Below are 22,202 nucleotides of genomic sequence, written 5' to 3' on the forward strand. Positions count from 1 at the left end.
CGTCCACGTCTCAGCGCTCGAAGTCGAGGTCGTCCTCGAGGCGACGGCGCTCACGATACTTCCCGACGGCGGTACGTATCTGGTCGGCCAGCGTCTCGTAACGGTCGGGGACGTCCTTCTCGATGTAGTCGGTCACCCCCTTCGATCTGGCGTCGTCGGCGACCGCAGGCGTCCCCCGGCCGGTAAACAGGATAAAGGGGAGGTCGGGGAACTGCTCGCGTACCATCTCGAAGAACGTGAGGCCGTCTATCTCGGGCATCTTGTAGTCGCTGACGACACAATCGATGGAGTGGTCCTCGACGTGTTCGAGGCCGCCCTCGGCGTCCGCGACCGTCTCGACCGAAAAACGTTCGTCGAGCTGTTCGAGCCGTATCGCCGTGAGGTCCGCGCTATCCAGCTCGTCGTCGACACAGAGGACCGAGACCGGCGCCGATAGCTCGTCGTTCATGCCTCTACCATCTCTTACATGAACAAAAAATAAGTGATTCTCTCCTATTGATTGAATGATGAGATTATCCTCATATCAGTAAACCTCCCTATATTATCAAAAGTTAGATATATTTATGACACCTTGACTCCATGGATGGTAGAGAGTATGCGTATCCAGTGTTTCGCCGGGGAATCGGCGACCGCGGGGATCCGGACCGCGCTCGAAGCGGCCGACGGAACCGTCAGCGTCGTGGCGGCGGGACCGTCCGCGGGCGTCTCGGTCCCGATCGACGGGGTGCTCTACGATCACTCGACTCGTGGGCGCGAGGCGTTCGGGGCCGTTCGAGGGCTGTTGGCCCACTCGCCGTGGCTCCCGGTCGTCGTGGCCGTCGGAAGCGACACGGAGGTCGCGTCGCTCCCGTTCGAACGGGCGGCCGAGGCGCGGATCGCCCCCTCGACGATCCGCGAGACTCCGGAGCGAGTCCTCTCGGCGTTCCGCCGCGCCCACGAGCGCCTCCAGTCGAATCCCGCCGACGGTACGTCCCGGTCCCCGCCGACGCCGGCCGATGGAGACGATCCCGTCGCCGGAACCCGACTGGAGGTGCTGGGTGCGATCGACACCGATCTACTACGCGCGCGAACCCCCGAGGAGGTCGCGCAGGTCGCCGGCCAGGCCGTCCGGGCGGGCCTCGGCGATCCGGTCGTCGGGGTTTGGCTCTCCGATCCCGACGGCGACGTCCTGCGACCCTGCCGAGCGACCGCCGAACGGGCCGATTTCGATGCCCCCGTCATCGAGCGTGACTCGGGGGCCCTCTGGCGTGCCCACGACACCGACGACCTCCTGAGGAGGACGCCCCCGTTCGACGGCGACCCGTTCGAGAGGGCCATTGGGGTCGAACGCGAACTCCTCGTGCCCCTGGACGGGTACGGGGTGCTCGTCGTCGGTTCGACGGACTCGGCGGCGTTCTCAGCCGACGAGACGGCGTTCGTGAGGGCGCTTCGGGGGACGGTTTCGGGTGCGCTTGGACGCCTCTTCCGGGATCGGCGCCTCTATGCGTCCCACCGGGAGGTCGGGGCCAAGAACCGACGGCTGGAACTGCTCGCGGAGGTCCTCTCGCACGATCTCACAAACCCGCTGATGGTCGCGCGGGAGTACGCCGTCCTCGCCTACGAGACCGACAGCGAGGAGTATCTCACGCGCTCGGACGACGCCATAGAGCGTGCACGATCCCTCTCGAACGGTCTCTTCGGTCTCGCCCTCGCGGGTCGGGGCCCGGTCACGGTCGAGGACGTCCCGATCGCGAGCCTCGCGGAAGACGTGTGGGCCGCGACCGAGACGGGGGCGGGGACCCTCGTCGTCGACGCCGGGCGCGTCGTTCGCGGGGATCCGCGACTGATCGGGCGTCTCCTCGAACACGCCTTCGAGAACGCCCTCGAACACGGGCCACCCGACGTGACCGTCCGCCTCGACGACGACGAATCGGGGCTCGCCATCGAGGACGACGGCCCCGGGATCCCCCCCGACCGGCGCGCGGCGGTCCTGTCCGATCCCGCCGACCCCGACGAGCCGATCCGCGCCGGCTTCCGAATCATCCGGGACGTCGCGACGGCCCACGGCTGGGGTCTGGCCCTCGAAGAGGCCGACTCCGGCGGCCTGCGTCTTTCCATCACGACGGACCGACCTCCCTCCAAACGTGATACATCCACAATAGATGACTAGGTTGACGTGGCTCTCGGTTCATCGTCTGGTATGGTTGATGCGACCATCGACGTGATCGATCGCGGCGGGCTCTTGTGCGACCAGAACTACATGCTCGAGGGGAACACGCTCGCCAGCCACGACGAGCCCGATCCCGAGCCGGAGTACGCCGAGATCCCGGTCTACAACCTGGTGATCGACCACCCCGAGGGGACGATCCTCTGGGACACCGGCAACCACGAGGACGCCCTCGAGGGCCACTGGCCCGAGGGCCTGAAACAGGCGTTTTACCCCCACGACGCCGACGAACACGACCTCGAAACCGATCTAGGGAGTGCGGGCTACTCGCTCGACGACATCGATTACGTCTTCCAGACCCACCTGCATCTGGATCACGCCGGCGGGCTCCATCACTTCGACGGGACCGACGTGCCGGTGTTCGCCCACAAAAAGGAGATCGAGTTCGCCTACTACAGCGCGAAGACCGACGAGGGAAGCGCCGCCTACATACTGGGGGACTTCGATCACGATCTGAACTGGCGGGTGCTCCATCGGGACCGCGAGACGCATTTCGAGGACGTCGAGTTCGTCCGCCTTCCGGGGCACACCCCCGGGCTGACCGGGACGGTGATCCACCTCGGGGGCGAGACACTGATCTTCGCCGGCGACGAGATCTACCGCGCGGAGAACTACGAGGAGGAAGTCCCGCTGGGGGCGGGCTTGCTGTGGAGTCACCGCCACTGGTTCGAGACCCTTCAGGAGATCAAAGAACTCGAACGCCGCCACGACGCGACCGTCGTCTACGGGCACGACCCCGAGCAGTACGCGGCGCTCTCGGGGTGGTCCTAGTGGGCTATGAGCGCTCGATTTCCGCACCCGAGCACGCCCAGACCCCCGAAACGGTCTGGAAACTCGAGATGCCTCGAATTCGCTTCGGCCGCGACGCGGTCGAGGAACTGGACTTCCAGTTCGAGGACTTGGGCGTCGAACCCGGCTCCCATGGGTTGCTCGTCACCGACGAGACCCTCCTCGGGCTGGGGCACGCCGAACGCGTCCGCGAGCAACTCGGCGAGTACGAACTCGACGTCTACGACGGCGTCGAGCGCGAGCCCTCCATCGCGGCCATAGAGGACTGCATCTCTTTCGTCCGCGACGAACGCGGCGAGGCGGGCTACGACTTCTACGTCGGCCTCGGCGGGGGGAGCTGCATCGACACCGCCAAGACCACCCGGGCGGTGATCGCCAACGGCGGCCAGCCCCTCGATTACGTCGCCGAACCGACGGGAAAGGGAGAATCGATCACCGAGTCGGGCCCGCCGTTAGTCCTCATGCCGACCACGGCGGGCACCGGTGCAGAGATCTCGCCGGTGGCGATCCTCTCGGTGGAGGAAAAGGGGATCAAGGAGGGGATCTCGAGCGATCACATCCGGGCCGACGCCGCCGTCCTCGATCCGACGCTGACGACGACCCTCCCGCCCGAACAGACCGCCAAAACCGCGATGGACGCGCTGGGCCACGCAATCGAGGGGTACACGACCCACTCGTACGACAGCCTGCTTCGCGCGGAGGATCCCGCGACCCGCCCCGTCTACGCAGGTCGTACCCCCGTCACGGAGATGTTCAGCGAGAAGGCCATTCACCTCCTCTCCTCGAACGTCCGGCGGGCGGTCCACAACGGCGACGACCTCGAGGCCCGCGAGAACATGCTTCAGGGGGCGCTCATGGGAGCGATCTCCGGGCTGACAGCCGGTGCGACCCTCTGTCACGCGATGGCCTATCCGGTAGGTAATCGCTATCACACCTACCACGGCGAGACGATCGCCGCGCTCACGCCCGCCAGCACGCTTGGATACAACGCCGCGAGCGATCCCGAGCGATTTGCCGACCTCGCTCAACTGTTCGGCGTCGACACCACCGGGCTGAACACCCGCGAGGCCGCAGACGCGCTGAAAGAGGAGTACATACAGCTCCAGCGCGACCTGAACGTCATTCCGAGCGGGCTGGCCGAACTCGCGGGGATCGATGAGGACGACATCGGGTGGCTCGCGACCCAGACCGTCGAGACCCAACAACGCCTGCTGCGGTGTAACCCCCGGCCCGTCACCGAGGCGGACGTCGAGGGGATCTTCCGGGAGGCGCTGTACAACTGGGAGTGAACCGCCCCGCGTCCGCCGTTGCCGTCCCGCCCTGATTTCGCGCTCGAATGTCAATAAACTGACTAAGTGTCTAGTATAATCTACGAAGTCGCAAATTATTTAAAATCTGGATATCGTCTGTCAATACGATGAAGGCCGTTGTACTCGCCGCGGGGAAGGGGACGCGTCTGCGACCGCTCACCGAGGACAAACCGAAGGCGATGGTCGAGGTCGACGACAAGCCGCTGGTCGCCCACTGTTTCGACCGGCTGGCCGAACTCGGCGCCGAGGAGTTCGTCGTCGTCGTCGGCCATATGAAAGAACACATCATCGAGCACTTCGGTGACTCCTACCGGGACATCCCGATCACCTACGCCCACCAGCGCGAGCAGTTGGGGCTGGCCCACGCGTTGCTGTGTGTCGAAGAGCACATCGACGACGACTTCATGCTGATGCTCGGGGACAACGTGTTCAACGCGAACCTCACGGACGTGGTCCGGCGCCAACGCGAAGAGCGGGCTGACGCCGCCTTCCTCGTCGAGGAAGTTCCCTACGAGGAGGCCGGCCGGTACGGGGTCTGTGATACGAACCACTACGGCGAGATCACCGAGGTCATCGAGAAGCCCGACGACCCGCCGACCAACCTCGTGATGACCGGCTTTTACACTTTCTCGCCGGCGATCTTCCACGCCTGCCAGCTCGTCCAGCCCTCGAATCGCGGCGAGTACGAGATCAGCGAGGCGATCGACCTCCTCATTCGGTCGGGCCGGACCATCGACGCGATCGGGCTCGACGGCTGGCGGATCGACGTCGGCTACCCCGAGGACCGCGACGAAGCGGAACGACGGCTGCGCGAAGGGATCGAAGCACTGGCCGGGGCCGACTGACGCGAACCCCGCGACCGTCCCCGTTCCTGTCATTCCTCTAATTGTACTAGGTCGTATAATCCATATCTACGATAGACTCAGGGGATGTGATGGATATTCTCACGCATGATCGAACTCACCGTCGATACGGTGCTGACCCGATCCGACCGCGTTCTCGCCCCGTCGACACCGATCGAAGAAGCCGCCCAGACCCTCCGCGATCCGGAGGTATCGGCGCTGGTCGTCTTCGAGGACGACGCCCTGGTCGGGATCGTCACCGAGTCGGATTTCGTCGCCTGCATCGCCGAAGCCTCGCGTCCCGCCCGGACCGAGGCCCTCATGTCCTCGCCCGTCATCACCGTCACGCCCGACACCTCGGTGACGGCCGCCGGCGCCCTCATGCGCGAGCGGGGCGTCAGACACTTGGCGGTCGTCGACGGAGAGGGTATCTACTGCGGTCTCCTCTCAGCGGCGACCCTCGCGCTGTACCTCTCGCCACACAGCCTCGATATCGACTGGAACGGCGACCCGTTACGACTCGATGTCGCCGACGACTCGCCGCTACCGGCCGACGAGTAGCGACTCGTCGGGGGATCATCCATCATTTAATATCCCGGCACAGGTAGGGGGAGGTTTCCGTATGTCGGGCCCCGAATGGGAGGACATGGCGCCGCTTCGAAACGCGAATGCGAGTCGGTCCGTCGGCGCGCGCGCGAACACCCGTCGGTGGTACGCGCTCCGCTATCTGCGGACCTGCCGGTATCCGGTGACGATCCCGGAGGTAGGCGAGTACGTCGCCCCCCGTGTCGGGCTCGGAACCGAGAGCGCCGAGAACGCGCTCCGGACCCGCGACGTTCCCGCCCTCGGGGCGTGTGGTGCGATCGAGTACGACCGCGAATCGGGGCTGGTCTGTCTCGACGGCCGGCTTTCGTTCGCCGACCGCGTCCGGCGGGCCATCGCCGCCGACGCGCTCACCCACCTCAGACCGCCCCGGCTCACGCGCAATCAGGACGGCGTCTTCTACTGAAGACCGAACTCGGACGGGCGTGATCGACCCCGTAGCCCGACCGGCAGGTCGATGGATCCGAAGGCGCCGTCCCCGCGGACCGGCGACGGTCTCGTCCGTTTCCCCGTTTAGACCCGTTCGTCGGATCGGTCCTCCCGGTCCGAGGAACGTTCCGTGATCGATGCCTCGCTTACGTCTCCCATCGTGATCCACTCGCTTTCCTCGTGTCGGACGTCGTACCGCCGGGCGACGGGGGTCTCCCACTCGTCGGTTCGGTACGTCGAACTGACGTCGTACCGGATCGCGCGATCTACGTCCCCGCTTCGCAGTTCGACCCGGACGCGTCGTTCGGGCTCGAACTCGACCGGCTGTGCCCGCCCCTCGAGTCGGTCGCCGTTCAGGAGCGTCACTCGGACGCGGTCGTGTGGAGCGACATCGGCGAGCGTTCGTATCGGGTCGTTCATCGGGGCCCGTAGGATACGAAGCGCTAAAACGACGACCCTGCCATGGAAACCACCAGAACCGACCGAGAGCTCACCACGTACAGCGTTCGATCTCGACGGCCCAGGTTCCCGAGCGCCACGGCAGGACCGCACCGTTGTCGAGGCGGACCGTGTAACGGCCCGCCGCCCGCGTCGTGACCCTTTCTCGGATCTCGGTACCGTTCGCCCCCTCGATCAGCCGTTCGCCCGAAGGCCCGACGACGGTGAGCGTCGGGTCGACACCCTCGCGCGTGCGCGAGACGACCGTGATCATGGCGTTCTCCCGCAGGTCGAAGGCGTACTCCTCGGCGGAACGACTCCCGACGGTGACCGTCTCGGAGACGGCGGTCGAACAGGCCCTGACGTACACCGTCCCGACGCCGCGCGGGGCGCCGACGGCCCGATCCGTCGCGGCGACGGCCAGTTCGTAGGCCCCGGCCTCGGAGAACTCGACGGGCATGTGAACCGTTACCGTCTCCGCGGGCGCGAGCGTCACCTCGCGCCGGGCGACGACCTCGCCGTCCCGTCGGAGTTCGATTCCGGTCGTCCCTTCGAGGTTACCGACGTTCGTGACCGTCGCGCGCACCTCGACGCGCTCGCCGACCCCGATCCTCGCCCGGTCGAGTTCGGTGGCCGTGATCTCGAAGGCCGCCGGCGGTGCGACCCGAATGGTATCGACGACGGTCGCGCCGACGCCGATCTCGTATCGGCCGGGGGCGTCGAACGCGTGCGTGAGCGTCACCGTCTCCTCGGCGCCCGCCTCGACGCGCACCTCCCGACTCGTCACGCTCCGCCCGTCGACCCGGAGTTCGGCGGCGTAGGTCCCTGCCTGCCCGCCGACGTTCGCTATCGTCGCCGTCACCGTTAGCTCCCCGCCGACGGCGACGGTCCGGCGGTCGAGTGTCGCCTCTCGGACCTCGAAGGCCGGCGGCGGGCGTTCGACGACGACCGTTCCCGCGGGCTCGCCGTTGACGTCGACCGCGTACTCGCCGGGCTCGGCGAACGTCCCCGAGAACGTCACCGTCTCCTCCGCTCCGGGGGCGACCGTGACCGATTCGGTCTTGACGATCACCTCGTCCATCCGGAGTTCCGCGTAGAAGGTCCCCTCGCTGTCGCCGCGGTTCTCGACGGTGGCTCGGACTTCGAGCGTCTCCTCGGTCGTCACCGTACTCGCGCTGACGGCGGCTTCGACGACGGCCATCGAGGGTTCATCCCCCGAACCCGAACCGTTCGCCCCGCTCTCCTCGCCGGCCCCGCGGTCCGTACAGCCCGTGAGACCGAGGGCCAGCCCCGCACCTCCAAGGCGCAACAAGTCCCGCCGGTCGATGGGGAATCCGTCCCCGGTGTCCTCGTCCATGTCGGTCCACCGATCAGTCGATACCGATTCGAGTGGGCGAGCGAACGTAGCCCCTTCGCCTCACCGTCGTCCGAACCGCCTCAACACAGTGCGTCGGCCAACGCCCCCGCGTCCTCGACGACTAGATCCGGCCGGTGGATCCAGCCCCCGTAGGGGTTCTCGTGGCGATTGAGAAACGCCCCGCGCATGCCGATCGCCTTCGCGCCCACCAGATCGAACGTGTGGGACGTCACGAAGAGCACCTCGTGTGGGGCGACGTCGAAACGCTCACAACAGCGATCATAGGAGGCCCGGTGGGGTTTGTACGCCCCGGCCTCCGCGACCGAGACCACCCCGTCGAGTTCGCTCTCGAAGTTGGGGCGGACCGCTTCGAGCATATCGGGGTCCCCGTTCGAGAGTCCCACCAACTGGTATTCCTCGCCCAGACGCGCCAATGCGTCGTCGACGTCGGGATACGGTCGGAGTTCCTTCCAGCGGCGGATGACCTCGCGCACCGCCTCGTCGGGGACGTCGAGTCCGATCTGGTCGAGGCGGTAGGCCAGTGCCCGTCGGCTGATCTCCTTGAAGGGGGTGTGGGGGCCGGGGATCAGCGAGTCGATCATCGAGTCCCGAAAGTGCATCGCCAGGTATCGTCGCAGAAGGATCTCGGGGTCGTACTCGCTCCCGTGGGCAGTAAGCAACTCCCCGAGCGCGGGCACGAGTGTCGATTCGCGGTCCAAGAGCGTATCCCAGAGGTCGAACGCGAGCACCCGTGTCTCCTCGCGGATCGTCTCCGTGGCAATCGTCGTCATCCCACGAGACTACCGACCGGAGGACGATATAGGTGTAGTACCCGCGAACCCGAATCGGAGGACACCCGCCCGAAGGCGGGGAGGCTGTCAGCGGTGTGAGGCCGTCGTTCGTGACCTCACCCGTATGTGGAACGCCACCGATGTCAGTATCCGGACCGTTCACTTCACGGATTCGATGTAATATCGAACTACCGTCAGGTGTCGTTCGTGACCGATCCTGTAACCGCTTTATCGCGTCCCGATCGTGGTTTTCGCCGTACTCAGACGGTCTTAGCGGGCTCGTAGTCTCGACTTACGAGGGCTAACTGCTCGATAACAGTAGCCGTTCTCGCTCACCGACCTATCGCGACCATAGCATGAGCGAACATCCATCCGAACAACGCGACCGAACAGGCGATCGAGACGACCTGTCTTCCGAACGAGTCGATACGTCGCGGCGCAACTTCATGATCAGTGCCGGGACGGCCGCTACCATGATGGGCGGTGGCTACGCCGCCCAGGAACACCTACGCGAGGCGATGCGCGACGAACCCGCGAAGGGCGGCAAGGTCCGGCACTTCGACGTCCACGCGGTCGAGGTCGACATCGTTTACAACGCCTTCGGCGTCCACCAGCCCAACGGCACGATGTACGTCCTCGAGGAGAACGGCCAACTCACCGCAACGGTCCACGAGCCGAGCGACATGGCTCCCGAGGGGGTGGTCGAGATGCTGAGCGATACGACGATAGAGGTCGTCAACGCGCCGATTGTCGAACCGGTCGAGGCCGTCGAGGACGGCGTCGACGACGCTTCCGAGGACCCCGACGAGGTCGACGTCGACGATCCCCTCGCCGAACCGATGACCCCGTCGCTCGATGGGGAGCAACTGAACGGTTTCGCCGGGGCCGAGTTAATGGTCGATACCCCGACGATGGACGAACCCGCGAACTCCGGGACGCTGATCGAGGACGTGACGGTCGACGAGGGGACGGTCACCCTCGAGTGGGCCGATGAATCGACCACTACGTTCACGAACGTCGAGTAGCCGACCGACACACGCCTTGCCCGGCGTGTCGGGTCATTTCCCGTCCGACTCCGGTGTCCCACGGGACCGGCCCACCCCCCGAGGACCGCCGTTCGATCCGGCCACGGGGAGAGTTCACTGATATGATATTGAAATTACCTATTTGTTCAGGTAAAAGATATTTGATACTATCGACGAACTCACGTACTAGGTGTTGAAGAAGTGATAATCAATCTGAATCGACTGAGCCACGAACTCTCCGGTGCGGTCGCCGACCGCGAACGCTCGCGCATCGAAACGCAGCTGTCGGGCCTGAAGAACTGTCCTCACTGTGGGGTACCCGCAACCGTCGACGCGGTCATCGCCCCGTCGCCGGTCGACGCCGCCGACTACGGGAGCGACGCCCGGCGGCGAGCGGCCCTGACCGATTACAGTGCCGGCATCCGGCTCGATCCGTGTGACCACGAGATCGATCTCGAGGCGATCGACGGTCTCGACGTGACCCTCCGAGACGGCCCCGTCGAGGTGGATTACGATCCCAACGGTGTGGTCAGTTGATCTATCAGTCGGCGGCGATGTCGAAAACGAACGACGTAGTATCCGAGTCGATTCACCCTCGCGAACCCGGTTTCGGGAGCGTTCGTCGCCACAAGTATATTTTTTCATAATATTTTTCTTGTGAAATATTATACCGTGATACATTTATACGACTGATTGATGTATTAAGATAATCTCACATGACGGACGTAGACCCCAACGGAGAGAACGAACGTATCACGAACACTAGCCGACGGAGCTACCTCGGCGTGCTCGCGGGCGCTGCGAGCGTCCCGGTGTTCGGTTCGGTCGCTGCCGCAGACGACGGGACCGTCCTGACGGTCACGGGTCGCGGATCGACGGCCCACTACGAGTTCAGCGTCACGGGCGACGTCGAGAAATCCACGGCCCAGGGGGCGACGATAAAATCCTTCGACGAGATCGACGGCGCACACGTCTCGGGCCGGACGACGCGCGAGGCCGATTCCTTTGCGTTCACCGGCGAGATCACGGGTTTCGAGGCCGACGCGCCTGTCGACGTCACCATCGACGGCCAACCCGCACAACTGTCCGACGGCGCCGACACCGCAAGTGCGCAAGCGGACTCGGACGACGACGGGGACAGCGAGGTCGACGAGTCGGAGTACTCGGAGGTAGTGGACATCGTGGAGGCAGGGGCCGACAACGACGGCGATAGCTCGATCATGTCGACGCTCGAACGCGTCGCCGACGACGGCACCCTCGTGAAGTTCCCCGCCGGCGAGTACCTCGTCGACGGCACCGTCCGCATCGCGGGCTACGAGCAGTTCGGCATGGTCGGCGACGACGCCACCATCCGCGTCGCCCCCACCGATGATTATACCTTCAAACTCGGTACCTATCGGAGCCCCATCGACGACCTCCACGTCGAGGGGTTCACCGCCGACATCAGCGGCGACAACACCGGCGGCCGGGTCTTCGAACTCCAGGCCGGCGACGATCTCTACGCGGGTGACCTCACCGTCTCCGGGAAACACGACACGCCCAGCAAAGGTCCGATGCTCGTCGGGATGCAATCGAGCGACGGCGAGGGCCTCGTCGAGAACGTCGACCTCTCCGATGGCGGCGAGGACGTCTCCGGTGGCCGGGGCGGGACGGGCCTGCTGGTAAGCAACTACCACGAGGGCACCGTCACCCTGCGGGACATCCAGATCGGCCCCTTCCCCGACAACGGGATCTACTGCTCACAGGGCGACAGCAGCGCCGACGGAACCGTCCACGTCGAGGGTGGACGCGTCGAGAACGCCAACGTCGCGGGGGTCCGTCTGGGCGGCGACGGGAGTTCGATCGAAGGGACGGAGTTCGTCTACGATGAGGACATCGACGGCTTCGGCGGCCAGCGCCCGATCCGACTCGACGGCGGGTCGGGACTCGAGGTCTCGGAGGTCTCCATCGAGATGAGCATTGACCAGACCGAAGCCATCCGCGTCATGCCCGGGGTCGACTCGGCGAGCATCCACGACGTCGACATGGACCTCTCGGGAACGGTCCGGGACGGCGTCTCGGTCACGGGCGGTGCGGGCTCGGTCGAGACCGACGATCTGAGTGTCAGCGGCAACGGCCGCTACGACGTCTTCGAGTACTGAACGCCGATCACCGAGAAACGGGCGGTCTTTCCTTTCGTGCCGTGGGGATCGGGAGCCACCGGTCCCTTGATCCGGGCGTTATTTGCCGGTCACCACCCGCAACGCCACGCCCGCGAGGATGACGAGCACCCCGGCGATCGTCGCGATCGGCGGGATCGGGACGAACAGCAGGACGATTCCCACGAGCACCACCAGCGACGAGACTCTGACCATGCCTATGTGAACACGTCCCAGTACTAATAGGTGGGGTCTGCAGGCCGGTCGGGCGACGCGAACTCGCCGTGTCGCCGTTACGACCGATGAAATACGCCGAGTCCGGGGGTTCCGTCCGCGATCCAGAGGCCGACGGTCGCCAGCCCCACGACCGCCGAAACGACCAGCGTCGCCGAGAGTGCGGGATCGAACGCACCCAGTTCGGCGAGCACGCTTTCCTGCTGGTCCGTCGGAACCGAGAGGAGCGGCCAGAGGACAAAGCGCGCGTAGGCGTACTCCCCGACCAGAACCGACTGTAGCGCGTCGCTCGCCACATGTGAGAGGTAGCCGACGGCGAAGGCGACGCCGTACTCCGTCTCGGACCGGCGCGCGAGGTACCACCAGACGCCGAAACACAGCGCCACCGCGACGATCGGTGCGTGAGCGAGCATCCGCCCCGAGTGGACCACCCCGACGGTCCACGCGAGGGGCTTGTCGATCAGGTCGGGCAACTGACTCGCGAACACCGCCAGGAGGGCTGCGACGTCGCCCGGCGGCGCGTCGAGGCGGCGCCGCGTCAGCGCCGAATAGCAGACGTATCCGAGCGCCGCGTGTTCCCACGGCCACATTGCCGCCGTCTACCCGCCACGCGCGTTTAGTGTTGCTGGTGTGATGATTACTGCGGCCGAAACGAAAATTCCGACAGCCGAGTATCGGTGATGTGTGCGAGACCCGTCGCGATCCCTGCCGATCGGGAGTAGACTCTTGGCACCTCGAATGGTAGTAATTCACATGATAAAGCGGTTGCTCGCGACCCTCGCCGTCGTCGAACTGCTCGTACCCGAACGGGTCATCGTGTTCGGGGAACGCCTCTCGCTCGAAAACCCCGGCGAGTGCTCGCTCCGGTCCTGGGTGCCGCTCGTTGCCCGTCTCGAGGGCCTGGTCGTTCTGGCGGCACTCGTCCGTCCGGGTGCGCTGTCGGGCTTGGTCCGTTCGGTCCTCGGTTGGTATGGGCTGCTGGCGGTTCTCTCACCCGAGGGCTATCTCGAGTACTGGACCGACCTCGTCTACGAGGACGCAGAACGCCTCGACTGGAAGCCGTGGGTCGTCCCGATGACGCGCGCGATCGGCGCCTGCTACGTGGTGATCGCGCTGTTCGGCTGGGGTTCGAAGGACGGTAGACGAAACGACTGAGACGGGCTACTCGACGGTGACGCTTTTCGCGAGGTTGCGTGGCTTGTCGATCGACCTGTCGAGACTGTTCGCGAGCCAGTACGACACCAGTTGCAGCTGGACGTTCGCGAGGATCGGGCCGACTCGTCCATGGGTCTCGGGGATCGAGAGGACGTGATCGGCGTAGCGCTCGACGTCGGACTGGCCGTCGGTCACGGCGATGACGGGCGCGCCCCGCGCCTCGACCTCCTTGACGTTGCCGATGGTTTTCGTCGCCCGCTGGTCGTCGCCGGTCACCACGGCGAAGATCGGCGTCTCCCCGGTCACGAGCGCGAGCGGGCCGTGTTTGAGCTCGCCCGCCGCGAACCCCTCGGCGTGTTTGTAGGTGATCTCCTTCATTTTTAGTGCGCCTTCGAGGGCGACGGGGTAGTTGTAGCCCCGCCCGATGAAGAAGTACGCCCCGGCGTCCTCGTACTCGGCGGCGATCTCCTGTGCCTGTGACTCGTCGAGGATCGACTGGACGTGATCGGGCAGGTCCCGGAGCGCCCCCAGCAGTTCGCGGCGCTGGCCGTCGGCGACCGCGTCCGCAAGCAACGTCAGGGCGGTCTGCTGGCTCGCGAACGTTTTGGTGGCGGCGACCCCGATCTCGGGTCCTGCGCGGATGTACATCGTATAATCGCACTCGCGGGCGGCCGAGGAACCGACGACGTTGGTTACCGCCACCGTCGTCGCGCCGGCCTGTCCGGCCTGCCGGAGCGCCCGCAGGGTGTCTGCGGTCTCGCCGCTCTGGGTGACGCCGATCACCAGGGTCTCGTCGTCGATCGGCACCGACGCGCGGTCGTACTCGCTGGCCATGAACGTCTGGGCGTTGACCCCCCGCTCCCGGAGGGTGAGTTCGCCGTAGAGCGCGGCGTGATAAGAAGTCCCGCAGGCGACGAACTGCACCCGCTCGGGGATCGAGAGTCCCGCGAGTTCCTCGATGGTGACGCTGCCTTCGAGTTCGTCGACCCGGCCGCGCAGACACTGGCGCAGCGAGCGGGGCTGCTCGTTGATCTCCTTGAGCATGTAGTGGTCGTAGCCGCTCTTGCCGGCGTCCTCGGCGTCCCACTCGATGGTCTCGACCGACGGTTCGAGGACCTGTCCCTCGCCGTCAGTGACGACGATCTCGTCGTCGGTCAGCGCGGCGAACTGGCCGTCCTCGAGGTAGATCACCTGGTCGGTGTACTGGATGAACGCGGGGACGTCGCTCGCGAGGTACGTCCCCTCCTCGGAGAGGCCCAACACGAGCGGGGAGTCCTGCCGGGTGGCGTAGATCGTCTCCGAGCCCTCGAAGACCGCCGCCAGCGCGTAACTACCCTCCAGCCGCGAGACGGCCGTGCGAAACGCCGATTCGGGGTCCAGCCCCTCGTCGAGGTAGTGTTCGATCAGGTGGGGGACGACCTCGGTGTCGGTCTCGCTGTAGAAGGTGTGACCGTCCGCCGCCAGTTCCTCGCGCAGGGACTCGTAGTTCTCGATGATGCCGTTGTGGACGATCGCGACCTGCTCCTCGCAGTCGGCGTGGGGGTGGGCGTTGCGGTCGGAGGGCGGGCCGTGGGTGCTCCAGCGGGTGTGGCCGATCCCGACGGGCGTGTCCGGGACGTTTCGGTCCTCGAGGACGCTCTCTAAGTTCTCGAGTTCGCCCTCGCTCTTGTAGACCGAGATCGCCTCGTCGGCCAGCGCGATCCCCGCCGAGTCATAGCCCCGATACTCCAGTCCCGACAGCCCCGTCAGCAGGACGTCGAGGACCTCCCGGTCGCGTCCGGTGCCGGCGTAGCCGATGATCCCACACATGGCTATCGGACCTCCGTTCGCTCGGCAATCGATCCGCCGACGTCCGCACCCGTCCGTACGGTCGCGTCCGGCCCGACCATCGTCCCCGGGGCGAACGAGGAGGCCCCGCCGATCTCGACGCGATCGGCGAACAGCGCGCCCAGTCGCTCGCGTTCGAACATCCGGTCTCCGACGCGGACGTCGCCCGGTCCGCCGGGGACGGTCGTGCCCGCGCCGACGGAGACGCCCTGCCCGGTGACACAGTCGATCAGCGTCGCGTTCGGTCCCACGCGCGTATCGGAATCCAGAAGCGATCCCTCGATGACCGCGCTCGACTCGACGGTGACGTTCTCGCCCAGACAGGTGTACGGTCCAAGCACCGTCCCCGGGCCGACCTCGGCGTCGGCCCCGATCACGACCGGGTCGCGGATGATCGCCGTCTCGTGGACGGTCGCGCTGTCGTCGATGCGCTCGTCGCGACCCTCGCCGGCGAGACCGGCGTCCGTCAGGTCGCGACTCACTTCGAGCAGGTCCCACGGGTAGGTCGCATCGACCCACAGTCCGTCGGTGACGGTTCCGTGAACGGCGGCATCCGAGTCGACGAGCCACGAGAGCGCGTCGATCAGCGAGTGCTCGCCGTCGCGCGGTTCGGCGTTCCTGATCGCCTCGAAGATCTTTGGATTCAGCCCGTAGATACCGGCGTTGAGACGGTATCTGCGTTCGTCGGTCGGGCGCTCGACGAGGTCGGTCACCCGGTCACCGTCCATGATGACGCCGCCGTAGTGTTCGACGCGGCTGTGATCGAGCACGCCGAGCGTGGCCACCTCCTCCCCGGTCGCCTCGATGACGTCGCTGATGATGTTCGAATCGAGGATCTGATCGCCGTACGCGACGAGAAAGGGCTCCTCGAAGCGGTCCTCGAGCGACAACAACGCGTGGCCCGAGCCCAGTTGCTTCTCTTGGACGACGTACGTCAGCGGAACGTTCCTGTAGGTCGGTCCGAAGTGGTCCTGTACGCGGCTTCGACCGTAGCCGACGACGACGGTGATTTCGCTGACGCCGGCCTCGATCAACCCGTCGAAGACGTGGGCGAGGATGGGTTTGTTCGCCGCGGGCAACATCGGCTTGGGCCGATGGCGCGTCAGGGGTCGCAGTCGTACCCCTTCCCCGGCAGCGAGTACGACCGCAGGTAACGTGTCCATATACCACCGCATCGCCCGACTGGCACTTATGCCTTTCATCCTGCACCCGACGGTTCGGCGGAATCACAACGGTTTATCGACCGGAATCGGGTTCTCCCCGCGTTTTCGCGGTCGAACACCCGGTTTTTCCGAACGGTCGTGAGGCGGTGTGACGCGTGGTCGAACAGGTTTTTCGCCCCCCGGCCCGTACGGTGGGTATGAGCGATCCGGACGCTTCGAGCGAGGCCGAATGGCGAGAACGCCTGACCGACGAGCAGTACCACGTCCTGCGGGAGGCGGGCACCGAACGCCCCTTCACGGGGGAGTACGTCGATCGCTTCGAGGACGGTACCTACCGGTGTGCGGGCTGTGGGGCCGAACTGTTCGACTCGGGAACGAAGTTCGAACACGGCTGTGGCTGGCCGAGTTTCGCCGACGCAAAGGAGGGGGCCGTCGAGTTCCGCGAGGACCACAGCCACGGCATGGAGCGCGTGGAGGTCGTCTGTGCGAACTGCGAGGGCCACCTGGGTCACGTCTTCGAGGACGGCCCCGAGCCGACGGGCGATCGCTACTGTATCAACTCCGCCGCCCTCGAGTTCGAAGGTCAGTAGCCCGGCGGCTCCTCGCGTTCTTCGAGGACCCACTCCAATTCCTCGATCGCGCGCAGTAGTTCGGCCTCCTGTTCGTCCTCCAGCGGCGAGGAGGGGGGATCCTGATCGTCGTATCTGTCCTCGAGTTCCGCGATGCGCTCGCGAACGGTGTCGGCTGATCGCATGGCGGACGTTCATTCAGCACCTACAAAACAGCTACGCTGGGGGCTCGTATCGTCGCCAGAGCCAGCCCACGCCGAGTGCGAGGACGAGGGCCCCGGCCAGTACGTGCCAGTAGTCCCCGTGGAGCAGCGCGCTCGTGAAATACAGCGCCATAACCACCGCCACCATCGTCAGCGACAGCCAGTGAGCACGGTAGAACCCCAGGGCGGTGCGAACCGACATCCGCAGAGGGTTCGCCCTCCAGCCGGATATACCCTGCGAGGCGCGGCGGGCGGGAACCGAGCGATTGAGGGTTCCGTGGCCCGAACCGTCGGTATGGCAACGCTCTCGAGCAAGGCGGCGTTCGTCCTCGTGTTGGTGACGGGTATCCTCGTCCCCGGCGTGATGAACTACGTCTTCTCGGTCGTGCTGGACCAGCAGATGCTGGGGCGGATCGTCTGGGTGGTCGGCTACACCCTGATGATCGCCGTGGTCTGGTACGGCTGGATCCGTCCGCTCGATATCACGGGGCCCGAACCCGACGCCGAGGACGTGGAACGGAAGGTTAAAGACTGAATCCCGCGCAGTTCCGGGCAAGAATGCTTGAGTTCGTCCCACTCCAGCCGCTGGACGACTTCATCCAGAACTACTCGTTTGCACAGGTGCTGGTGGTCGCGTTCATCCTCTCGGTGCTCGGGTCGTTTCCCCTCTCGAAGAAGCTACTCTCGCTAAACGTGGTCCTCTTCGGCGTCCTGTTCTTGCTCGTTCCGGCGACCGTCTCCTCGGTGTCGTATAAGCTGCTGGGCGTGGCCCTGATCGTTATCGGCCCGATCCTCTTTACGACCGCGCGCGATTGAGGTCGGTGTCGGCTACGCCGAGAGCAACTCGTCGTAGCGCGCGCCCGTCTGTTTCAGCGTCTCCGTCGAATAGAGCCGCTCGTGCTCGTAGGGGAGGTACTCCTCGGCGAGCGCGTCGATCCGGGCGTCGACGGCCGCCGGATCGCGCCCGTGGATCATCGTAAAGAGGTTGTACTCCCAGCCGAGCTCGCTCCGGCGCGGGCGGTGATAACACAGCGTGACCGAGGGCAACGCCCCAACGGCCCGTCCGCGCCCGTCTAACTCCTCGTCGGGGACGTTCCAGACCACCATGCAGTTGGCCGTAAAGCCCGTCACGACGTGGTTTATCACGCAGCCGACCCGCTTGATACAGCCCGCCGCGAGCAGCCGGGTGACCGACTCGATCACCGCGTCGGTATCGTAGCCCGTCGCCCGCGCCACGTCCGCGTACGGCGTCCGCGAGAGGGGCAGCCCCTCCTGGATCTCGAGGAGGACGGCGGCATCGAGCGCCGTGAGGTCGCCGGTCGCCTCCTCGCTGATCGCCGTCGCCTCGACCCGATCCGTCCCGGAACTCGACTCACGGGCGAACCGGTCCGCGTTCACGACGGGGAACTCCAGATCGATGTAGAAGTCCGTCAGCATCGGGAGGTTCAACACCGTACAGCCGGTCCGTTCTTCGATCTCCGCGAGGATCCGGTCGCGAGTCTCCCGCGAGCCGGCGGTGACGACGAACCAGGTGTTCCACTCGTGGTCCCGACGGTAGTTGTGGTTGACCTGCCGGTAGGAGTTGATCACTGCCGTGACCTCCTCCGTGCGCTCTTCGGGGGCACGCACCGCCGCGAGCGTCGAGGAGCCGATCACCGGCGGGTTGAGCACCGCGCCGAACCGCCGGACGATACCGCGCTCGACGAGCGCCTCGACGCGCGCGAGCGCTTCCGTCTCGCTCACGCCGACTGCCTCGCCGATCGCCCGGAAGGGTCTGACTTCGACGGGAACGCCGCTTTGATAGCCGTCGATGAGGGCGGCGTCGACCTCGTCGAGGTCGGATCGCCAGTCGTCCTCCAGCGTACTCATTGCTCGGAGAAAGGGGTCGCGCACATTACAGCGTACCGGTTTTCGCGGGCGAAGGCGAGCGTTTTTGCGCCCGCCGTCCCAACCCCCGATATGGCACAAGCGACCCGGGAGTACGGCGAGTGGCCGCTCAAGCGCTTGATGAGCGAGGTCGTCGGTTCGGGACACAAGTCCGCCGACGACATGACCTACGAACAGGCCACAGAAGCGTTCCGTCGGATCCTCGACGCCGAGCCCGACCACACTACCTTGGGAGCCTTCTGGCTGGCGAACCGCTGGAAGCGAAACACCGCCGAGGAACTGGCCGCCTTCACCGACGTGATGCGCGAGTCGGTCGTCGTCGCCGAGCCCGATTGTGATCCCGTCGACTGCGGGGCGAACTACGACGGCAAACACACCTCCGCACTCTTGGGCGTCGCCGCGGGCTGTGTCGCCGCCGGCGCGGGCACGCCCGTCGTCGCCCACTCGGGCGATCGCGTCCCTACCCAAAAGGCGACCGCGTACAAGCACGTGCTCGACGAACTGGGCGTGCGTACGGAACTCGATCCCGACGAGAGCGCCGACATGGTCGACGAATGCGGGTTCGGGTTTTACTACCAGCCCGAGTTCAACCCCGGGATCGGTGCTCTCTTCGAGCGCCGGGACGCGATGGGCGTACGGACCTTCGTCAACACGATCGAGACGCTTGCGAACCCCGCGAACGCCGACGTTCATCTCGGAAGCTTCTATCATTTGCCCTTCGCAAAGCGGATCGTCGAGACCTTCGAGCGCAGCGAGCAGTCCCTCTCGAGCGTGTTGATGTTCCAGGGCATGGAGGGGTACGATGACGTCCGACCGGGACTGACGAAGGTCGCAGAATGGCGCGAGGGGGAGTTTTCGGACTTCGAGATCCAAACCGGAGAATACGGCATGGACTTCGAGAGCGAGGACCTCGAAGTCGAGGACGTCGAGGCCGATTCGGCGACCATCACTCGCGAGGTCCTCGCCGGCGAGCGAACGGACGGCTTTACCGACGCCGTTTCGCTCAACGCCGCGCTGCGGATCTACGCCCGCGGGGACGCAGGATCGATCGACGTGGGTCTGGAGACGGCGCGCGAGGCGATCGACGACGGGAGCGCAACGGCGGTTCTCGAGGACCTGCAGGCGTTCTGAGTCGGCCCACCGACAACGTATTTGCCCCGGATACCCTCACGAGCGTATGAGCGAACCGGACGTCGGGATGGCCGTTGGGCTGGAGGTCGAGTACTGGGTGATCGACGGGGAGGGTCACCTCTGTGCCGGCGAGGAGATCGTCGCCGCCCACGACCGGATCGACCACGAGTTCGTCGCCCCGATGGTCGAGTTCGAGACGCCGCCCCGTTCGGACCTCAAGGCGGTGCGTGCGGATCTGCGGGAGGTCCTCGAAGCGGGACTCGCGGCCGCCGCGGACGCCGGCAAGGAACTCGTTCCGCTGGGAACGCCCCTCGTAAGCGAGACGATGCCCGCTATTTCCGATCGCGGGCGGTTGCTCGAACGCCTCTACGGAGAGGGCGTCGAGTACGCCAAACACTGTGCGGGCACGCACGTCCACTTCGACAAGCGGGCGGTACCGGACCAGATCAACCTGCTGACGGCGCTCGATCCGACGCTCGCGCTGGTGGCCTCCTCACCCTACTACGACGGCCGGCGCCTCGCGCACTCCTCGCGGGCGTACGTCTATCGCTACGAGACCGGCCGGGCGTTCTCGCGACACCGTGACCTCTGGGAGTACGCCGACTCGATGAACGAGTGGAACGACCGCCTCACCGGGGCCTACGAGGAACTGCGCGCGCTGGCGGCCGAACGCGGGATCGACGACGCCGAGTTCGAGCGCCACGTCGAACCCGAAAATAGCGTCCTGACGCCGGTTCGCCTTCGGCTCGGCTCGCCGACCGTCGAGTGGCGCGCGCCCGACGCCACCCTCCCGAGCCAGCTGCTTGCGCTGCTCGCGGACGTGACGACGGCGGTATCGGCCCTCGAGGAGCGCTCGGTCGAGATCGGCGAGCCCGGGATCGAAGACGAGGCGGTGGTGATACCGACCTTCGAGGGGCTACGCGATCTCACCCGCGAGGCCATCGTTGAGGGACGAACGCCGGCCATCGAGCGGTATCTCGGCGCCTTGGGGATCGATTCCGGTGGCTACGTCCCGATCTCGGAGACGATCGACGCGGGCGAGCACATCGACCGTGAGCGCGCCCGCGAACTCCGCCTCGAGTACGCGGCGCGGCTGCGCGAGGACGTCGCCACACTCTAGTCGTCCTCGTTGTCGAGGGGCAACGCGACGTTCGCGAGCTTCCCGCCGGCGGTGACGGTCGCCTCCTTGGTCAGTGCATAGAGGATCCCGTCGCGGTCGGCGCGCGCCTCCTGGAGCACCTCGTAGGTCGTCGGGTCGTACAACGTTCCCAGGTAGGTACCGGCCTCGATCTCCCGGCCGACTTCGAGCGTGGACTCGGCTCGAAAGAGCCCCGAGTCGGTCGCGGTGACGCGCCCGAGGTGGTTGCGCGCGAGGCGGCGCTCGCCGCGGGGTTCGGGAGCCCCCGAGAGAACCGAGCGATCCCGAAGGACGTTCAGCGTCCCCTCGAGACCGGCCTCGACCGCGCTCTCGTCGATCCGTTTGTTGGACGCGAGTTCGGGCGTGATCGTCGGGATCCCCGCCCGCGTAGCCGCGACCCGGAGTTTGCCGTCGAAGCCGCGCTGGCTCCACTCCTCGTTTGCCGCCTCGCCGGCGCGCTCCGCTAAAAGGAGGTCGGTTCCGAACGCCTCGGCCAGCGCGCGCGAGCCGTCGTCGCCGGCCATGAACACGACGTGGGTCAGCATCTCGGGGCTGCCCGTGTGCAGGTCGACGACGGCGTCGGCCTCGCGTGCGCGCTCCCAGAGGGCTGCAGTCATGCGCTCGTGGAGGGTTCCGTCCGAGCTACCGGGCCACGCCCGGTTCATGTTGGCGTTGATGCTGTCGAGGGCCTCGGGGGTGGTGTAGGAGACCCGATCGAAGGTGAGCGGATCGGCGACCGGGACCGCGATCACCTCGCCCGCGAGTTCCGCCGAGACGAGCCGGTCGTGCAGCCGCCTGAGGACCTCGACGCCGTTTACCTCCCGGCCGTGCTGGGCGGCCTGAACATAGATCTTCGGGCCGCTTCGCCCGCCGCGATAGCGGTGGATCGTCGTCTCTATCTCGATTCCCGAGGGAAGCCGGGCGAGCGTGAGTCGCTCGGCGTCGTGAGTGACCATACCCGCTCGAT

General features: G+C 66.1%; 27 protein-coding genes. 15 read left to right on the forward strand and 12 right to left on the reverse strand.

The genetic code is table 11. The features are described from left to right. Window positions 1-10 precede the first annotated feature (10 nt). On the reverse strand, window positions 11-448 hold the full coding sequence (locus HACJB3_RS03340) for a response regulator (protein WP_008417977.1): 438 nt from the start codon (window positions 446-448) through the stop codon (window positions 11-13). Between the two features lie 147 nt (window positions 449-595). On the opposite strand from HACJB3_RS03340, the gene HACJB3_RS03345 reads away from it, so the two are divergent. The 6 genes from HACJB3_RS03345 (at window position 596) to HACJB3_RS03370 (ending at window position 6,156) form a co-directional block, all read left to right on the forward strand. Beyond that, window positions 596-2,149, forward strand: a complete 1,554-nt coding sequence (locus tag HACJB3_RS03345) for a sensor histidine kinase (protein ID WP_013199374.1) — start codon at window positions 596-598, stop codon at window positions 2,147-2,149. Between the two features lie 30 nt (window positions 2,150-2,179). Continuing rightward, entirely contained in the window at window positions 2,180-2,977 is a 798-nt protein-coding gene (locus HACJB3_RS03350; RefSeq protein WP_008417965.1) for an N-acyl homoserine lactonase family protein, read from the forward strand. Continuing rightward, window positions 2,977-4,284 (forward strand): hydroxyacid-oxoacid transhydrogenase, encoded by a 1,308-nt coding sequence (locus tag HACJB3_RS03355; RefSeq protein ID WP_008417964.1) that lies wholly within the window; start codon window positions 2,977-2,979, stop codon window positions 4,282-4,284. Before HACJB3_RS03350 ends, HACJB3_RS03355 begins: the two co-directional genes overlap by 1 nt. A gap of 128 nt (window positions 4,285-4,412) precedes the next feature. Beyond that, window positions 4,413-5,150 carry a UTP--glucose-1-phosphate uridylyltransferase AglF gene (gene aglF / locus HACJB3_RS03360; RefSeq protein WP_008417963.1) on the forward strand — a complete coding sequence of 246 codons (738 nt, stop codon included), beginning with the start codon at window positions 4,413-4,415 and terminating at the stop codon, window positions 5,148-5,150. A gap of 105 nt (window positions 5,151-5,255) precedes the next feature. Continuing rightward, window positions 5,256-5,708, forward strand: a complete 453-nt coding sequence (locus HACJB3_RS03365; protein WP_008417962.1) for a CBS domain-containing protein — start codon at window positions 5,256-5,258, stop codon at window positions 5,706-5,708. Between the two features lie 61 nt (window positions 5,709-5,769). Next, window positions 5,770-6,156 carry a DUF7344 domain-containing protein gene (locus tag HACJB3_RS03370; RefSeq protein WP_013199375.1) on the forward strand — a complete coding sequence of 129 codons (387 nt, stop codon included), beginning with the start codon at window positions 5,770-5,772 and terminating at the stop codon, window positions 6,154-6,156. Window positions 6,157-6,263: 107 nt separating this feature from the next. Here the strand turns inward: HACJB3_RS03370 and HACJB3_RS03375 are convergent, their stop codons facing one another. The 3 genes from HACJB3_RS03375 to HACJB3_RS03385 all read right to left on the reverse strand — a co-directional run bounded on the left by HACJB3_RS03375 (window position 6,264) and on the right by HACJB3_RS03385 (window position 8,765). Beyond that, complete coding sequence (locus HACJB3_RS03375; RefSeq protein WP_008417959.1) at window positions 6,264-6,599, reverse strand: hypothetical protein; 336 nt, start codon at window positions 6,597-6,599, stop codon at window positions 6,264-6,266. A 70-nt stretch (window positions 6,600-6,669) separates the two neighbouring features. Continuing rightward, entirely contained in the window at window positions 6,670-7,974 is a 1,305-nt protein-coding gene (locus tag HACJB3_RS03380) for a CARDB domain-containing protein (RefSeq protein WP_008417957.1), read from the reverse strand. Between the two features lie 80 nt (window positions 7,975-8,054). After that, window positions 8,055-8,765 (reverse strand): haloacid dehalogenase type II, encoded by a 711-nt coding sequence (locus HACJB3_RS03385; RefSeq protein WP_008417955.1) that lies wholly within the window; start codon window positions 8,763-8,765, stop codon window positions 8,055-8,057. A 356-nt stretch (window positions 8,766-9,121) separates the two neighbouring features. Between HACJB3_RS03385 and HACJB3_RS03390 the strand changes: the two genes are divergently transcribed. From HACJB3_RS03390 to HACJB3_RS03400, 3 genes are all read left to right on the forward strand, one after another. Continuing rightward, window positions 9,122-9,790 carry a hypothetical protein gene (locus HACJB3_RS03390; RefSeq protein ID WP_008417953.1) on the forward strand — a complete coding sequence of 223 codons (669 nt, stop codon included), beginning with the start codon at window positions 9,122-9,124 and terminating at the stop codon, window positions 9,788-9,790. A 201-nt stretch (window positions 9,791-9,991) separates the two neighbouring features. Then, the gene (locus HACJB3_RS03395; protein ID WP_008417951.1) at window positions 9,992-10,327 is read left to right on the forward strand and encodes a hypothetical protein; all 336 of its coding nucleotides are present in this window, start codon (window positions 9,992-9,994) and stop codon (window positions 10,325-10,327) included. A 179-nt stretch (window positions 10,328-10,506) separates the two neighbouring features. Further along, a complete protein-coding gene (locus HACJB3_RS03400; RefSeq protein WP_013199376.1) occupies window positions 10,507-11,931 on the forward strand; it encodes a hypothetical protein in 1,425 nt (474 codons plus the stop codon). A 78-nt stretch (window positions 11,932-12,009) separates the two neighbouring features. On the opposite strand, the gene HACJB3_RS03405 is transcribed toward HACJB3_RS03400, so the two are convergent. After that, window positions 12,010-12,144, reverse strand: coding sequence for a hypothetical protein (locus HACJB3_RS03405; protein ID WP_008417940.1), 135 nt, complete (start codon window positions 12,142-12,144; stop codon window positions 12,010-12,012). 77 nt (window positions 12,145-12,221) lie between these two features. Beyond that, a complete protein-coding gene (locus HACJB3_RS03410; RefSeq protein ID WP_008417938.1) occupies window positions 12,222-12,752 on the reverse strand; it encodes a metal-dependent hydrolase in 531 nt (176 codons plus the stop codon). A 163-nt stretch (window positions 12,753-12,915) separates the two neighbouring features. Here HACJB3_RS03410 and HACJB3_RS03415 point away from each other — a divergent pair, with 163 nt between their 5' ends. Then, on the forward strand, window positions 12,916-13,317 hold the full coding sequence (locus tag HACJB3_RS03415; protein WP_008417936.1) for a hypothetical protein: 402 nt from the start codon (window positions 12,916-12,918) through the stop codon (window positions 13,315-13,317). Window positions 13,318-13,323: 6 nt separating this feature from the next. Here HACJB3_RS03415 and glmS read toward each other — a convergent pair whose 3' ends face one another. Next, on the reverse strand, window positions 13,324-15,126 hold the full coding sequence (gene glmS, locus HACJB3_RS03420; RefSeq protein WP_008417935.1) for a glutamine--fructose-6-phosphate transaminase (isomerizing): 1,803 nt from the start codon (window positions 15,124-15,126) through the stop codon (window positions 13,324-13,326). A gap of 2 nt (window positions 15,127-15,128) precedes the next feature. Then, window positions 15,129-16,307 (reverse strand): sugar phosphate nucleotidyltransferase, encoded by a 1,179-nt coding sequence (locus HACJB3_RS03425; RefSeq protein ID WP_081461300.1) that lies wholly within the window; start codon window positions 16,305-16,307, stop codon window positions 15,129-15,131. Between the two features lie 197 nt (window positions 16,308-16,504). Between HACJB3_RS03425 and msrB the strand changes: the two genes are divergently transcribed. Then, the gene (msrB, locus tag HACJB3_RS03430; RefSeq protein WP_008417931.1) at window positions 16,505-16,897 is read left to right on the forward strand and encodes a peptide-methionine (R)-S-oxide reductase MsrB; all 393 of its coding nucleotides are present in this window, start codon (window positions 16,505-16,507) and stop codon (window positions 16,895-16,897) included. On the opposite strand, the gene HACJB3_RS20100 is transcribed toward msrB, so the two are convergent. Both HACJB3_RS20100 and HACJB3_RS03435 read right to left on the reverse strand, forming a co-directional pair. Then, entirely contained in the window at window positions 16,891-17,061 is a 171-nt protein-coding gene (locus HACJB3_RS20100) for a hypothetical protein (protein ID WP_008417930.1), read from the reverse strand. The genes msrB and HACJB3_RS20100 overlap by 7 nt on opposite strands. 31 nt (window positions 17,062-17,092) lie before the next feature. After that, window positions 17,093-17,281 (reverse strand): hypothetical protein, encoded by a 189-nt coding sequence (locus tag HACJB3_RS03435; RefSeq protein ID WP_008417929.1) that lies wholly within the window; start codon window positions 17,279-17,281, stop codon window positions 17,093-17,095. Between the two features lie 93 nt (window positions 17,282-17,374). Here HACJB3_RS03435 and HACJB3_RS03440 point away from each other — a divergent pair, with 93 nt between their 5' ends. Beyond that, window positions 17,375-17,614, forward strand: coding sequence for a hypothetical protein (locus HACJB3_RS03440; RefSeq protein WP_013199378.1), 240 nt, complete (start codon window positions 17,375-17,377; stop codon window positions 17,612-17,614). 23 nt (window positions 17,615-17,637) lie between these two features. Continuing rightward, window positions 17,638-17,895: a hypothetical protein gene (locus HACJB3_RS03445; RefSeq protein ID WP_008417927.1), complete on the forward strand. Its 258-nt coding sequence runs from the start codon at window positions 17,638-17,640 to the stop codon at window positions 17,893-17,895. 12 nt (window positions 17,896-17,907) lie between these two features. Here the strand turns inward: HACJB3_RS03445 and ahbB are convergent, their stop codons facing one another. After that, on the reverse strand, window positions 17,908-18,948 hold the full coding sequence (gene ahbB / locus HACJB3_RS03450; RefSeq protein ID WP_008417926.1) for a siroheme decarboxylase subunit beta: 1,041 nt from the start codon (window positions 18,946-18,948) through the stop codon (window positions 17,908-17,910). A 90-nt stretch (window positions 18,949-19,038) separates the two neighbouring features. Here ahbB and HACJB3_RS03455 point away from each other — a divergent pair, with 90 nt between their 5' ends. Both HACJB3_RS03455 and HACJB3_RS03460 read left to right on the forward strand, forming a co-directional pair. After that, on the forward strand, window positions 19,039-20,097 hold the full coding sequence (locus tag HACJB3_RS03455; RefSeq protein WP_008417925.1) for an anthranilate phosphoribosyltransferase: 1,059 nt from the start codon (window positions 19,039-19,041) through the stop codon (window positions 20,095-20,097). Between the two features lie 46 nt (window positions 20,098-20,143). After that, window positions 20,144-21,217 carry a glutamate-cysteine ligase family protein gene (locus HACJB3_RS03460; protein ID WP_008417924.1) on the forward strand — a complete coding sequence of 358 codons (1,074 nt, stop codon included), beginning with the start codon at window positions 20,144-20,146 and terminating at the stop codon, window positions 21,215-21,217. On the opposite strand, the gene HACJB3_RS03465 is transcribed toward HACJB3_RS03460, so the two are convergent. Continuing rightward, window positions 21,214-22,191: a succinylglutamate desuccinylase/aspartoacylase family protein gene (locus HACJB3_RS03465; protein ID WP_008417923.1), complete on the reverse strand. Its 978-nt coding sequence runs from the start codon at window positions 22,189-22,191 to the stop codon at window positions 21,214-21,216. The genes HACJB3_RS03460 and HACJB3_RS03465 overlap by 4 nt on opposite strands. Window positions 22,192-22,202: the final 11 nt, after the last annotated feature.

Origin of the sequence: Halalkalicoccus jeotgali B3 (assembly GCF_000196895.1) — an archaeon.
Lineage (GTDB): Archaea > Halobacteriota > Halobacteria > Halobacteriales > Halalkalicoccaceae > Halalkalicoccus > Halalkalicoccus jeotgali.

Bases quoted from the DNA above. Each gene is read 5' to 3' on its own strand.
- HACJB3_RS03340 (WP_008417977.1), bottom strand. From the start codon at position 448: ATGAACGACGAGCTATCGGCGCCGGTCTCGGTCCTCTGTGTCGACGAC.
- HACJB3_RS03345 (WP_013199374.1), top strand. From the start codon at position 596: ATGCGTATCCAGTGTTTCGCCGGGGAATCGGCGACCGCGGGGATCCGG.
- HACJB3_RS03350 (WP_008417965.1), top strand. From the start codon at position 2,180: ATGGTTGATGCGACCATCGACGTGATCGATCGCGGCGGGCTCTTGTGC.
- aglF (WP_008417963.1), top strand. From the start codon at position 4,413: ATGAAGGCCGTTGTACTCGCCGCGGGGAAGGGGACGCGTCTGCGACCG.
- HACJB3_RS03365 (WP_008417962.1), top strand. From the start codon at position 5,256: ATGATCGAACTCACCGTCGATACGGTGCTGACCCGATCCGACCGCGTT.
- HACJB3_RS03370 (WP_013199375.1), top strand. From the start codon at position 5,770: ATGTCGGGCCCCGAATGGGAGGACATGGCGCCGCTTCGAAACGCGAAT.
- HACJB3_RS03375 (WP_008417959.1), bottom strand. From the start codon at position 6,599: ATGAACGACCCGATACGAACGCTCGCCGATGTCGCTCCACACGACCGC.
- HACJB3_RS03380 (WP_008417957.1), bottom strand. From the start codon at position 7,974: ATGGACGAGGACACCGGGGACGGATTCCCCATCGACCGGCGGGACTTG.
- HACJB3_RS03385 (WP_008417955.1), bottom strand. From the start codon at position 8,765: ATGACGACGATTGCCACGGAGACGATCCGCGAGGAGACACGGGTGCTC.
- HACJB3_RS03390 (WP_008417953.1), top strand. From the start codon at position 9,122: ATGAGCGAACATCCATCCGAACAACGCGACCGAACAGGCGATCGAGAC.
- HACJB3_RS03400 (WP_013199376.1), top strand. From the start codon at position 10,507: ATGACGGACGTAGACCCCAACGGAGAGAACGAACGTATCACGAACACT.
- HACJB3_RS03405 (WP_008417940.1), bottom strand. From the start codon at position 12,144: ATGGTCAGAGTCTCGTCGCTGGTGGTGCTCGTGGGAATCGTCCTGCTG.
- HACJB3_RS03410 (WP_008417938.1), bottom strand. From the start codon at position 12,752: ATGTGGCCGTGGGAACACGCGGCGCTCGGATACGTCTGCTATTCGGCG.
- HACJB3_RS03415 (WP_008417936.1), top strand. From the start codon at position 12,916: ATGATAAAGCGGTTGCTCGCGACCCTCGCCGTCGTCGAACTGCTCGTA.
- glmS (WP_008417935.1), bottom strand. From the start codon at position 15,126: ATGTGTGGGATCATCGGCTACGCCGGCACCGGACGCGACCGGGAGGTC.
- HACJB3_RS03425 (WP_081461300.1), bottom strand. From the start codon at position 16,307: ATGGACACGTTACCTGCGGTCGTACTCGCTGCCGGGGAAGGGGTACGA.
- msrB (WP_008417931.1), top strand. From the start codon at position 16,505: ATGAGCGATCCGGACGCTTCGAGCGAGGCCGAATGGCGAGAACGCCTG.
- HACJB3_RS20100 (WP_008417930.1), bottom strand. From the start codon at position 17,061: ATGCGATCAGCCGACACCGTTCGCGAGCGCATCGCGGAACTCGAGGAC.
- HACJB3_RS03435 (WP_008417929.1), bottom strand. From the start codon at position 17,281: ATGTCGGTTCGCACCGCCCTGGGGTTCTACCGTGCTCACTGGCTGTCG.
- HACJB3_RS03440 (WP_013199378.1), top strand. From the start codon at position 17,375: ATGGCAACGCTCTCGAGCAAGGCGGCGTTCGTCCTCGTGTTGGTGACG.
- HACJB3_RS03445 (WP_008417927.1), top strand. From the start codon at position 17,638: ATGCTTGAGTTCGTCCCACTCCAGCCGCTGGACGACTTCATCCAGAAC.
- ahbB (WP_008417926.1), bottom strand. From the start codon at position 18,948: ATGAGTACGCTGGAGGACGACTGGCGATCCGACCTCGACGAGGTCGAC.
- HACJB3_RS03455 (WP_008417925.1), top strand. From the start codon at position 19,039: ATGGCACAAGCGACCCGGGAGTACGGCGAGTGGCCGCTCAAGCGCTTG.
- HACJB3_RS03460 (WP_008417924.1), top strand. From the start codon at position 20,144: ATGAGCGAACCGGACGTCGGGATGGCCGTTGGGCTGGAGGTCGAGTAC.
- HACJB3_RS03465 (WP_008417923.1), bottom strand. From the start codon at position 22,191: ATGGTCACTCACGACGCCGAGCGACTCACGCTCGCCCGGCTTCCCTCG.